Source organism: Methylobacterium ajmalii (assembly GCF_036448855.1).
In the GTDB taxonomy this organism is placed as follows: Bacteria; Pseudomonadota; Alphaproteobacteria; order Rhizobiales; family Beijerinckiaceae; genus Methylobacterium; species Methylobacterium ajmalii.
The window spans coordinates 258,528-270,807 of record NZ_JAZFXT010000026.1 but is presented as its reverse complement, the minus strand read 5'-3'; the positions used below and the strand labels follow the sequence as shown (position 1 = coordinate 270,807).

The window sequence follows — 12,280 nt, the reverse complement described above, 5'->3', positions numbered from 1 at the left end:
GGGGCCGGGAGAGGGGACGCCGCTTCCGGAGATGTCGTGACCGTGGTGACGGGCGCTCCCTGGACCCGCGTCGCGCTGCCCCTCTCCCGGCCCCTGCTGAGGCAGGAGCCACCCTCCCCCGCAGAGGGGGGAGGGGTAACCCGCGCCCGTCTCGGATTGCCCCACCCCTCCACCTCTGCCACTCCTGGCACGCGTCACACCCACCCGGAGCCCCCGGCATGAAGGACTTCCCCGCCGCCTATCAGGTCAGCGAGGGCTCGGCCCTGTCGGTCGACCGGCCGTTCTACGAGCGGATCGCCACCGAGACCGGCGGGCGCACCCTGGTCGATGCGTTCACCGTCCCGATCCGTACCGGGCGGGCCTGGAGCGTGCCGGCGGGCCACGTCTTCCGGATCGTCGCGCCGGAGGGGCCGCAGGTCGGCGACCTCAACATCTGGAACCGGCACGATCCCCGCGAGCGGCTGTGGGCGGCGCGCACCCGCCAGCTCCAGGGTGCCCACGTCACGACCTTCGACCGGCTGTGGTCGACCCTGCCGTTCCTGCGCCCGCTCGTCACCATCACGGCCGACACGCTGGCGCATTACGGCACCGACGAATACGGCGGCCGGGTCCACGACCTGCTCGGCACCCGCTGCGACCCCTACGTCAACAAGCTGCTGACCGGCCAGGACTTCCACTTCCACTGCCACTCGAACCTCACCCGCGCGGTGATGCCGTTCGGCCTGACCGAGTTCGACGTCCACGACGTGCTCAACGTGTTCCAGGTCACCGGGCTCAACCACGACGACCTGTACTTCATGCGCGACTGCCCGGCGAAAGCCGGCGACTACCTGGAATTCTTCGCCGAGATCGACCTGCTCTGCGCCCTCTCGACCTGCCCGGGCGGCGACCTCTCGGTGCCGCTCTGGGGGCCGGACGCCCGCGACCCGATCGAGGTCTGCCGGCCGCTCGCCGTCGAGGTCTACCGGCTGGCGCCCGAATTGACCGAGGGCTGGCGGAGCCCGGAGGTGGCCCCCTATCGCGGCCAGCACGGGCTCCACGCCGAGAAGGGCTGGTGGGACAAGGCCTAGCGCATCTTCCGACGAAGCGGAAACCGGTTCGTTGCAAAAAAATGCGACAAAACAATGACTTAGAGAGCTTCACGATCGCAATGCGATCGTGAAGTGGTCTAGCGCAGCGGCAACGCCAGGCACACCGCCACCAGGATCACCGCGTAGGCGATCACCCGGAACGTCCGGTCGGAGGCATGGCGAAAGCCGTGCGAGCCGATCCAGAGGCCGACCCCGTAGGGCAGGAGCAGCGGCACCGCCTCCGCGAAGCGGGGGCCGGTGAGGACGCCGGTGGCCGTGAAGACGACGCCGGAGACCAGGGTCGAGAGGCCGAAATAGGCCATCAGGTTGTCGCGCACCTGACGCGCCGAGGCGCGCTGGCTGGCGAGCCAGAACACGGCGAGCGGCATGCCGCCGAGCGCGGCAAAGCCGCTCGCCAGTCCCGAGGCGCCCCCCGTCGCGAGCGAGAGCGGCAGCGACGGTTCCCCCTTGTAGCGCCAACCCGAGACGAGCGCGGCGAGCGCCAGCAGGATGGCGCAAGCGGTGATCCAGCGGGTCAGCGCCGGATCGAGATGGGTGAGGAGCTGGACGCCGACCGGCAGCAGGAGGGTGGAGCCGATCAGGAGCGGCACCACCTCGCGCCAGACCGCCCGCGGCGCGGAGCGGGCGCCGAACCACAGCGAGAACGGCGCGTCGACCACCCAGATCAGCCCCACCGCCGCCGCCGGTCCGACGGCGGCGGCGGCCACCGGCACGAACACCATCGCGAAGCCGAAGCCGGTGAAGCCGCGCACCAGCCCGCCGACGAGCGCGGCGAGGAACAGGGTGGCGGCCCGGGCGTCGAGCGGCAGGAGGGCGGCGGGATCGAGTGACATAAGGTCACCACGCACCCCCCGGCTACGATTCGTCAAGGTCTCGGGCGCAAGGGTGCTTCAGGCATGTTCACGGAACGTCCCGTGCTAGCGGCGCAGCGTTTTCCCGGCTAGAGACCGGCGCTCTTCGCGCCGGGACGGTTTTTCGGCATGATGCGGGCGCCGCCCGCATCCACGGCAAGGACACCTGAGCGGCGATGAGCGAACCGATCCGCATCCTGGGCATCGATCCGGGCCTGCGCCGTACCGGCTGGGGCCTGATCACCGTGACGGGCACCCGCCTCGCCTTCGTGGCGAGCGGCACCGTGACGTCGAACGGCGACGACGACCTCGCCACCCGCCTGTGCAGCCTGCACGAGGGCCTGACCAAGGTCGTCGCCACGATGCTCCCCGACGAGGCCGCCGTGGAAGAAACCTTCGTCAACAAGGACGCGCAGGCGACCCTGAAGCTCGGCCACGCCCGCGCCGTCGCCCTGCTGGTGCCGGCCCTCGCCGGCCTGCCGGTGGCCGAATATGCCGCCAACCTCGTCAAGAAGACCGTGGTCGGCGCCGGCCACGCCGAGAAGGACCAGGTCGGCGCGATGGTGCGCTTCCTCCTGCCCAAGGCCACCGCCGACACGGCGGACGCGGCGGACGCGCTCGCCATCGCGATCACCCATGCGAGCCACCGGGCGTCGCGGGCCAGGGCGGCGACGCACGCCGCGGCGGCGGGGCCGGGCGCCGGCCGGATCGCCCGGGCGGTGGCGCGGGGGTAAGCGATCACGAACACCGGACTTCGGTGTCGTGCCGATTTTCTGAGAGCCTGATCGACCGATAGATATACTCTATCCCATCAGCAACCTCATCCTGAGGTGGAGGGTAGGATAGAAAATCCCCTCGCGATTATGTCGCCGCAAGTCAAACAGGTTCCGAAATCCTCCAGGTGGTCCCGGGGCTCGCCGAAGGCGGGCGCCCGGGATCCATATCCGCCGAGGCTTGAGAAGCCGGCGAAGGCCGCTCCACATCTTCCGGCATGATTGATGGATATGGATCCCGGATTCCGCCTCGCGGCACCGGGATGACCCTGTGAGTTTGGGAGCGCTCGACCCCGGCTCGCCCGATCGGTCGGGCGCTGTGCCGGACCATCCGTCTCACGTCCGTCCTTCGCTCTCTCCCCGCTTGTCTTAAAAAACGATCGTTCGTATGAATGGAGAAAATGGGAGGAGGCGCCGATGATCCCGAACGCCGCGCGTGAGTTCAATTTCGGCCTGGGCGAGACCGCCGAGGCGATCCGCGACAGCGTGCGCAGCTTCGCGCAGGAGAAGATCGCGCCGCGGGCCGAGGAGATCGACCGCACCAACACCTTCCCGCGCGACCTCTGGCCCGAGATGGGGGCGCTCGGCCTCCACGGCATCACGGTCGAGGAGGAGTATGGGGGCCTGGGCCTCGGCTACCTCGCCCATTGCGTGGCGATGGAGGAGGTGTCGCGGGCCTCCGCCTCGGTCGGCCTGTCGTACGGCGCGCACTCCAACCTGTGCGTCAACCAGATCACCCGCAACGGCTCGGACGCGCAGAAGCGGAAATACCTGCCCAAGCTCATCTCCGGCGAGCATGTCGGCGCGCTCGCGATGTCCGAGCCGGGGGCCGGTTCGGACGTGGTGTCGATGCGCACCCGCGCCGAGAAGCGGGGCGACCGCTACGTGCTGACCGGCTCCAAGATGTGGATCACCAACGGTCCCATCGCCGAGACCCTGGTGGTCTACGCCAAGACCGACCCGGCGGCGGGCCCCCGCGGCATCACCGCCTTCCTGGTCGAGAAGGGCATGAAGGGATTTTCCACCGCCCAGAAGCTCGACAAGCTCGGCATGCGCGGCTCGGACACCTGCGAGCTGGTCTTCGAGGAGTGCGAGGTCCCGGAGGAAAACGTGCTCGGACAGGTCGGACGCGGCGTCAACGTGCTGATGTCGGGCCTCGACTACGAGCGGGCGGTGCTGGCGGCGGGGCCGCTCGGCATCATGCAGGCCTGCCTCGACGTGGTCATCCCTTACGTCCACGAGCGCAAGCAGTTCGGCCAGGCGATCGGCGAGTTCCAGCTCGTCCAGGGCAAGCTCGCCGACATGTACGTCTCGACCAACGCCGCAAAGGCCTACGTCTACGCGGTGGCCCAGGCCTGCGACCGCGGCGAGACCACCCGGGAGGACGCGGCCGGCGCGATCCTCTACGCCGCCGAGCGGGCGACGCAATGCGCCCTCGACGCGATCCAGTTGCTCGGCGGCAACGGCTACATCAACGACTACCCGACCGGGCGGCTCCTGCGTGACGCCAAGCTCTACGAGATCGGCGCCGGTACCAGCGAGATCCGCCGGATGCTGATCGGCCGCGAGCTCTTCAATAAGTCCGCCTGAGGTTCGAGCCGATGCCGGTCATCCCCACCAGCGCCGACCTCACCTCCGGGGCGGCGGAGCAGAACCGCGCGGCCTGGAGCGAGTTGCGCTCCGCCCTCAAGAGCCACCGGGCCACGGCCGCGGCGGGCGGGCCGGCGCGGGCCCGCGAGCGCCACGTCGCCCGCGGCAAGCTCCTGCCCCGCGACCGGGTCCTGCGCCTGCTCGATCCGGGCTCGCCGTTCCTGGAGGTCGGGGGGCTCGCCGCGAACGGGATGTACGGCGACGACATCCACGCCGCCGGAATCATCACCGGCATCGGCCGGGTGGCGGGCCGCGAGGTGATGGTGGTCTGCAACGACGCCACCATCAAGGGCGGCACCTACTACCCGCTGACGGTCAAGAAGCACCTGCGGGCGCAGGAGATCGCGCTCCAGAACCGGCTGCCCTGCCTCTACCTCGTCGATTCCGGCGGCGCCAACCTGCCGCAGCAGACCGAGGTCTTTCCCGACCGCGAGCATTTCGGCCGGATCTTCTACAACCAGGCGCAGATGTCGGCCGCCGGCATCCCGCAGATCGCCTGCGTGATGGGGTCGTGCACGGCCGGCGGCGCCTACGTGCCGGCGATGTCGGACGAGAGCGTGATCGTGCGCCGCCAGGGCACGATCTTCCTCGGCGGTCCGCCGCTCGTGAAGGCCGCGACCGGCGAGGTGGTGAGCGCGGAAGACCTCGGCGGCGCCGACGTGCACGCGCGGCTGTCGGGCGTCGCCGACCATTACGCCACCGACGATGCCCACGCGCTCGCGATCCTGCGCCGCATCGTCGGGGGGCTCAACACCGTCAAGCGGCCCGACCTCGACATCGCGGCCTCGGTCAAGCCGGCCTACGGGGCGGGCGACCTCGACGCCCTGGTGCCCACGGACCTGCGCAAGCAGTACGACGCCCGCGAACTCATCGCCCGCCTCATCGACGGCTCGGAATTCGACGAGTTCAAGCGGCTCTACGGCACCACGCTGGTCACGGGGTTCGCCCGGCTGCACGGCATGCCGGTCGGGATCCTGGCCAACAACGGCATCCTGTACTCGGAGAGCGCGCTGAAAGGGGCGCACTTCATCGAGCTGTGCTGCCAGCGCCGCATCCCGCTGGTCTTCCTCCAGAACATTTCCGGCTTCATGGTCGGGCGCGAGGTCGAGGCCGGCGGCATCGCCAAGAACGGCGCCAAGCTCGTGACCGCCGTGGCCACCGCCGCGGTGCCGAAGCTCACCGTGATCGTCGGCGGCTCGTACGGGGCCGGCAATTACGGCATGTGCGGCCGGGCCTACTCGCCCCGCTTCCTGTTCGCCTGGCCGAACTCGCGCATCTCGGTGATGGGCGCCGAGCAGGCGGCGAGCGTGCTCGCCACCGTCAAGCGCGACAACATCGAGGCCGGGGGCGGCGCCTGGAGCCCGGAGGAGGAGGAGGCGTTCAAGGCGCCGATCCGCGCCGGGTTCGAGGAGGAGGGCTCGCCCTACTACGCCACGGCGCGGCTGTGGGACGACGGCATCATCCTGCCCGAGGAGACGCGCCGGGTGCTCGGCCTGTCGCTCTCGGCCTGCCTCAACGCGCCGGTGCCGGAGACCCGGTTCGGCCTGTTCCGGATGTGAGGACAGCATGACCACACGCCGCCTCGCCTCCGTCCTCGTCGCCAATCGCGGCGAGATCGCCTGCCGGGTGATCCGCACCGCCCGGGCCCTCGGGATGCGCACCATCGCGGTCTATTCCGAGGCCGACCGCGACGCGATGCACGTCGCGCTCGCCGACGAGGCCTTCCTGCTCGGCCCGGCCCCCGCCGCCGATTCGTACCTGCGCATCGACCGCATCCTGGAAGCCGCCCGGGCGAGCGGGGCCGAGAGCATCCATCCGGGCTACGGCTTCCTGTCGGAGCGGCCGGACTTCGCCGACGCCTGCGCCGAGGCCGGCATCGTCTTCGTCGGCCCCCCGGCCTCCGCCATCCGCGCCATGGGCCTCAAGGATGCGGCGAAGGCGCTGGTGGCGGAAGCCGGCGTGCCGGTGGTGCCGGGCTATCACGGCGCGCGCCAGGAGGCCGATTTCCTCGCTGCGGAAGCGGCTTCCATCGGCTATCCGGTGCTGATCAAGGCGGTGGCCGGCGGCGGCGGCAAGGGCATGCGCCGGGTCGAGGGGCCGGAGGGCTTTTCCGACGCCCTCGCCTCGGCGCAGCGCGAGGCCCAGAATGCGTTCGGCGATCCGCGGGTGCTGGTCGAAAAGTACGTCCTGTCGCCGCGCCACGTCGAGATCCAGGTTTTTTGCGACTCTCACGGCAACGCCGTCCACCTGTTCGAGCGCGATTGCTCGCTCCAGCGCCGCCACCAGAAGGTGATCGAGGAGGCGCCCGCCCCCGGCATGCCCGACGAGGTCCGAACGGCGATGGGCCGGGCCGCCGTCGAGGCGGCGAAGGCGGTGGGCTATGTCGGCGCCGGCACGGTCGAGTTCATCGCCGACGGCCGCGAGGGCCTGCGCCCCGACGGCTTCTGGTTCATGGAGATGAACACCCGGCTCCAGGTCGAGCATCCGGTGACCGAGGCGATCACCGGGCACGACCTCGTCGAATGGCAGTTCCGCGTCGCCTCCGGCGAGGCGCTGCCGGTCGATCAGGCGGAGCTCGCGATCCACGGCCACGCCGTCGAGGCGCGGCTCTACGCCGAGGATCCGGATCACGGCTTCCTGCCCTCGACGGGCCCCTTGCGGGCGCTCACCCTTCCATCGGGCGAGGGCATCCGGGTCGATACCGGCGTGCGCGCCGGCGACCGGGTGACCCCTTTCTACGACCCGATGATCGCCAAGGTGATCGCCCACGGCGCCACCCGTGACGAAGCACTGGACCGGCTGGCCGGCGCGCTCGGCCGCACCCTGGTGGCGGGGCCGAAGACCAACGTCGCCTTCCTGAAGGCGCTGGCCGAGTCGCAGGATTTTCGCGAAGGCCGCTTCGACACCGGCTTCATCGACCGCGATCTCGCGACCCTGACGGCACCGAGCCCGCACCGCGACGCCGCGATCCGGGCCGGACTTCGCGCCCTGGTGACGCGGGAGGCCCCCGCCGGCACCGGCTCGCCCTGGGACGCGGCGGACGGGTTCCAGCTCGGCGAGGCTCGTCGCCAGGCCTATCCGTTCGTGCTCGAGGGCGAGCCGGCCGAGGCCGCCCTGCACTGGGGCCCGACCGGCCTCGCGGTAGAATACGGCGCCGCCGGCCCCGAGCCCGATGACGTCACGGTGGTGGAGGCGCCGCCCGGCGTGCTGGTCCTCGCCGAGGGCCGGCAGATCGCGCTCTCCCCCCCCGATCCCTTCGCGGTCGACCTCGACCACATCGACCAGGGCGGCACCATCAAGGCGCCGATGCACGGCCGCGTCGTCGCCGTGCTGGTCGCCCCCGGCGACACCGTGGTGCGTGGCCAGCGCCTCGCGGTGGTCGAGGCGATGAAGATGGAGCACGCGCTCACCGCCCCCCGCGACGGCACGGTCGCCGAGGTGGCCGCGGAGGCCGGCCAGCAGGTCGCCGAGGGCGCCCGCCTGATCACCCTGACCACGGAGGACGCCGCGTGAGCACGATTCTGACTTCGACCCACCCGCGCGGCGGGCTGTACTTCGAGGATTTCGAGGTCGGCGCGACGCTCCGCCATCGCCTCACCCGCACGGTGACGCAGATGGACAACATGCTGTTTTCCAACATGACGCTGAACCCGCAGCCGCTCCACATCGACGCGCATTTCTGCGCGACCGAGACCGAGTGGGGCAAACCGCTGATAAACTCGCTGTTCACGCTCGGCCTGATGATCGGCATCTCGGTCAACGACACGACCGTCGGCACCACCATCGGCAACCTCGGCATGACCGAGACGCGCTTTCCCGCCCCGCTCTTCGAGGGCGACACCGTGAGCGTGACGACGGAGGTCGCCGCCAAGCGCGAATCGCGCTCGCGGCCCACCGCCGGCATCGTCGACCTCGTCCACCGCGCCTACAACCAGGACGGCATCCTGGTGGCCGAGTGCCGCCGCCAGGCGATGATGCGCAAGCGGCCGGTCGCGGAGGCCTGAGCGCGGGTTCGGCTCGCACCTGCCATTGTCCGTCCCACCCGCGACCTCATCCGGAGGTGCTGGCGATCATGGATCGCCCGCACCTCAGAGTCTGTTGGAGTCGTTTTTCTATTGCTGACATCAAGATAACCAAGGATATCCTACCCTCTCACCTCATCCTGAGGTGTTGGTCGATCGAAGATCGACTGACCTCGAAGGAGCCCTCCAGAAACCTCGGCGATCCCTGGAACCCTCCTTCGAGGTCAGTCCATCTCCGATGAACTGACACCTCAGGATGAGGTCGTGAGCAGGATATGTCCTGCTATGTCCGGCTTTACGAAAGACGATCCCGCTCAAACAGGCTCTCAGGATGAGGTCGCGAGTGGGATAAAACCTGTCAACGAGATCGAATAGGCTTTTCGTCATGCGCTCTCTGCTGTTCGTCCCCGGCGATTCGCCCCGCAAGCAGGAGAAGGGTCTGGAGGTCGGCGCCGACGCCCTGATCCTCGACCTCGAGGATTCGGTCGCGTTGCCCGAGAAGGGCAAGGCCCGCGAGGTCGCCGCCGGCTTTCTCGCACGGATGCGGGCGGTCGCCGGCCGGCCGAAGCTCTACGTGCGCGTCAACGCCCTCGATACCGGGCTCACCGAGGACGACCTCGCCGCGGTGATGCCGCACGCGCCCGACGGGATCATGCTGCCGAAGGCCGAGGGCGGCCCGAGCGTGGCGCAGCTCGGCGCCCGCCTCGCCGTCCACGAGGCCGAACACGGGCTGCCCGACGGCGCCACCCGCATCCTGCCGATCGCCACCGAGACGGCGCGCGCCGTCTTCGCGCTCCAGAGCCTGCCGGGGGCGAGCCGACGGCTCTCCGGCGTCACCTGGGGGGCGGAGGATCTCTCGGCCGATCTCGGCGCCGAGACCAACCGGGGCGAGGACGGCGCCTGGACCGGGCCGTTCCAGCTTGCCCGCAACCTGACCCTGATGGCGGCCGCCGCCGCCGAGGTCGATGCGATCGACACCATCAACGCCCTGTTTCGCGACCTCGATGGGCTCGCCCGCGAATGCCGCGCCGCCCGGCGCGACGGGTTCACCGGCAAGATGGCGATCCATCCGGCGCAAGTGGCGGTGATCAACGACGCCTTCACGCCGACCGACGCGGCGATCGCCCAGGCGCGCAAGGTCGTGGCCGCCTTCGCGCAGGCGCCCGGCATGGGCGTCGTCGGGATCGACGGCGAGATGTTCGACCGGCCGCACCTGCGCCGGGCGGAACGGCTGCTGGCGCGGCAGGCGTGAGGCGGCGCACGCCGTCTCCCCCGCCCCCCGGGGCCGCCGAGCGATACCCGGGGGGACGCCTCGTCAGATCCAGCGCTTGCGCCGCTTGAAGCTCTTCAGGTTGCGGAAGCTCTTGCGCTGGTCGCCGGCGCCGCCGAGGTAGAATTCCTTCACGTCCTCGTTGGTGCGCAGCTCCTCGACCGTGCCGTCGAGCACCACCTTGCCCTGCTCCATGATGTAGCCGCGATCGGCCACCGAGAGGGCGGCGCGGGCGTTCTGCTCGACGAGCAGGATGGTGACGCCGAGGTCGCGGTTGATCTGGCGGATGATGGAAAAGACCTCCTTCACCAGGAGCGGCGAGAGGCCCATCGAGGGCTCGTCCATCAGGATCAGGCGGGGGCGGGCCATCAGGGCGCGGCCGATCGCCAGCATCTGCTGCTCGCCGCCCGAGAGGTAGCCGGCGGCCCCCGTGCGCTCCTTGAGGCGCGGGAAGTAGGTCAGGACCCGTTCGAGATCCTGGCCGACCTCGCGGTCGCGGCGCGAGAAGGCGCCGAGGCGCAGATTCTCCATCGGCGTCATGTCGGAGACGATGCGGCGGCCCTCCATCACCTGGAAGATGCCGCGGCGCACGATCCTGTCGGGCTCGATGCCGTCGATGCGGGCGCCGTCGAACACGATCTCGCCGCGGGTGACCTCGCCGTCCTCGGAGCGCAGCAGGCCCGAGATGGCCTTCAGCGTGGTCGACTTGCCGGCGCCGTTGGCCCCGAGCAAGGCCGTGATCGAGCCCGCCGGCACGTCGAGGCTCAGGCCCCGCAGGACCAGGATCACGTCGTCGTAGACGACCTCGACGTTGCGCAAGCTGAGGAGGGGAGCCGGCGCGGCGTCGGAAGTCGGGCGCTCCAGGGTCATGACCTGCGACATCGGAAGGCTTTCGTTTCAGCAAGATGCGACGTCGAAACTTCCCCCCGCGGAACTCGGGGAAGCCCGAGTTCCGCATCCAAGTGCCCAAGCCGGGCAAGCCCGACTTGGGTTGTGGGAGGGTTTACGGGCGGATCACCCGCCAGCGGCGGTCCTCACCACCCCTGCCACTCGCTCTTGCGCGGCAGCGTCACGGTCTTGACCGGCTCGAGCTTGATCGTGCCGGCCTTGATCAGGTCGGGCAGCGCACCGTCGGTCGGGCCCGAGACCTTGGCGCGGTAGATGTGCACCTCCATCATCCCGCGATGGTCGGTGGGCGACCAGGTCGAGGGGACGCAGACACCCTCCATCCCGGCCGGCACCCAGTCCTTCTTCTGGTAGAAGCCCTTGCGGACGTTGGGGCCGGCAAGCCCCCCGTTGTCCTTGGCCCAGGCCAGGGCCTCGGTCATGTAGAGGGCGGCGCAGATGCCGGTATAGTAGTGCACCGGCCGGTAGGCGGTGCCGGCGGCGTCCGACACCTTCGAGATCTCGGCCGCCATCGCCATGCCGGGCGCGGTGCTGCCGCTCACCGCGGCGGTGCGGACCGGGAAGACGACGCCGTTCGCCGCTTCGCCGGCCGCCTTGGCGGCGTTCTCGTCCATGCCCCAGACGTTGCCCATGAACTGGATGTCGGTGCCGACCGACTTGCAGGACTTCAAGAGCGAGATGTTCGAGCCGCCGGTATTGCCGAGATAGGCGTAGTTCGCGCCCGCATTCTTGGCGGTGAGGCACTGCGCGGTGTAGTCGCCGGGCGCGAGCGCGAAGACGATCGCCGGCAGCACCTCGAAGCCGAGGTCCTTCGCCATCGCCTCGCCGGCTTCCTTGGGCGAGTTCGGATAGGGGTGGTTGCCGCCCATGTGGACGTATTTCGGCTTGCCGGTCTTGCCCTTGGCCTTCCAGTCGTCGGCGGCCCACATCAGCATGGCGCGAAGCGCATCCGAGTAGGACGGGCCGTAGAAGAAGTTGTAGGGCGCCGCCTTGGCCTTGCCGCTGGCGCCGGTCGGGTCGCTGACCTGCGCGGCGTAGGAGCCGGAGATGTAGGGGATCTCGTCCTTGGTGACGAAGGCGGAGAGGGCCTCGGTGTCGGCGGTGCCCCAGCCCTGGATCGCCGCGACCTTGTCGCGTCCGCCGGTCCACTTCTTGTAGAGCGCGACGGCGCGCGGCACCTGGTAGCCGTAATCGACCGACTCGACGTTCATCTTCTCGCCCTTGATGCCGCCCTTGCGGTTCACGTAGGCGAGGGCATCGGCCACCCCTTGCGCGTAGGGCACGCCGACGTCGGAGGTGGCGCCGCTCTGGTCGGCGAGGTGGCCGATCGGGATCTCGGCGGCGAGGGCGGGCACGGCCAGGGCGAGGATTGCGGCCGAGGCGAGGGACAGGCGAAGCATGGGTGATGTTTCCTCCGGTAGGTGGGCTGGTTCGCCAGCCTCGTCGGTGAATTCAGAATTCGTGGACCGGATTGATCGGTCCTATCCCACCCGCGACCTCATCCTGAGGTGCGAGCGAAGCGAGCCTCGAAGGAGAGCTCCAGATGTCTCGAAGCTTGCTGGAGCCCTCCTTCGAGGCCGCTACGCGGCACCTCAGGATGAGGTCGCGGGTGGGACAAGAGGGATGCTCACGGCGCTGCCGCCCCAGGTCAAGACAAGGTCTAGAGCATTTTCCGACGAAGTGATGCCAGTTCGTCGAAGAAAACGCGACAAAACAA

Annotated in this window: 10 protein-coding genes; 7 read left to right on the top strand and 3 right to left on the bottom strand. The window is 69.8% G+C overall.

What is annotated here, in order from left to right; translation table 11 throughout:
- Window positions 1-218 precede the first annotated feature (218 nt).
- Entirely contained in the window at window positions 219-1,070 is an 852-nt protein-coding gene (locus V3T34_RS12905; RefSeq protein ID WP_305076444.1) for an urea carboxylase-associated family protein, read from the top strand.
- Between the two features lie 98 nt (window positions 1,071-1,168).
- On the opposite strand, the gene V3T34_RS12900 is transcribed toward V3T34_RS12905, so the two are convergent.
- Complete coding sequence (locus V3T34_RS12900) at window positions 1,169-1,924, bottom strand: sulfite exporter TauE/SafE family protein (protein WP_091883141.1); 756 nt, start codon at window positions 1,922-1,924, stop codon at window positions 1,169-1,171.
- Between the two features lie 194 nt (window positions 1,925-2,118).
- Between V3T34_RS12900 and ruvC the strand changes: the two genes are divergently transcribed.
- From ruvC to V3T34_RS12870, 6 genes are all read left to right on the top strand, one after another.
- The gene (ruvC, locus tag V3T34_RS12895; protein ID WP_060845430.1) at window positions 2,119-2,676 is read left to right on the top strand and encodes a crossover junction endodeoxyribonuclease RuvC; all 558 of its coding nucleotides are present in this window, start codon (window positions 2,119-2,121) and stop codon (window positions 2,674-2,676) included.
- 456 nt (window positions 2,677-3,132) lie between these two features.
- Complete coding sequence (locus V3T34_RS12890; protein ID WP_060845429.1) at window positions 3,133-4,305, top strand: isovaleryl-CoA dehydrogenase; 1,173 nt, start codon at window positions 3,133-3,135, stop codon at window positions 4,303-4,305.
- Between the two features lie 11 nt (window positions 4,306-4,316).
- On the top strand, window positions 4,317-5,924 hold the full coding sequence (locus tag V3T34_RS12885; RefSeq protein ID WP_305076445.1) for a carboxyl transferase domain-containing protein: 1,608 nt from the start codon (window positions 4,317-4,319) through the stop codon (window positions 5,922-5,924).
- Window positions 5,925-5,931: 7 nt separating this feature from the next.
- Window positions 5,932-7,878 carry an acetyl-CoA carboxylase biotin carboxylase subunit gene (locus V3T34_RS12880; RefSeq protein ID WP_305076446.1) on the top strand — a complete coding sequence of 649 codons (1,947 nt, stop codon included), beginning with the start codon at window positions 5,932-5,934 and terminating at the stop codon, window positions 7,876-7,878.
- Window positions 7,875-8,369, top strand: coding sequence for a MaoC family dehydratase (locus V3T34_RS12875; protein ID WP_305076447.1), 495 nt, complete (start codon window positions 7,875-7,877; stop codon window positions 8,367-8,369). Before V3T34_RS12880 ends, V3T34_RS12875 begins: the two co-directional genes overlap by 4 nt.
- A gap of 403 nt (window positions 8,370-8,772) precedes the next feature.
- The gene (locus V3T34_RS12870; RefSeq protein ID WP_305076448.1) at window positions 8,773-9,639 is read left to right on the top strand and encodes an HpcH/HpaI aldolase/citrate lyase family protein; all 867 of its coding nucleotides are present in this window, start codon (window positions 8,773-8,775) and stop codon (window positions 9,637-9,639) included.
- Window positions 9,640-9,702: 63 nt separating this feature from the next.
- Here the strand turns inward: V3T34_RS12870 and V3T34_RS12865 are convergent, their stop codons facing one another.
- The gene (locus tag V3T34_RS12865; protein WP_060845425.1) at window positions 9,703-10,539 is read right to left on the bottom strand and encodes an ABC transporter ATP-binding protein; all 837 of its coding nucleotides are present in this window, start codon (window positions 10,537-10,539) and stop codon (window positions 9,703-9,705) included.
- Between the two features lie 152 nt (window positions 10,540-10,691).
- The gene (locus tag V3T34_RS12860) at window positions 10,692-11,963 is read right to left on the bottom strand and encodes an ABC transporter substrate-binding protein (RefSeq protein ID WP_060845424.1); all 1,272 of its coding nucleotides are present in this window, start codon (window positions 11,961-11,963) and stop codon (window positions 10,692-10,694) included.
- Between the last annotated feature and the right edge of the window lie 317 nt (window positions 11,964-12,280).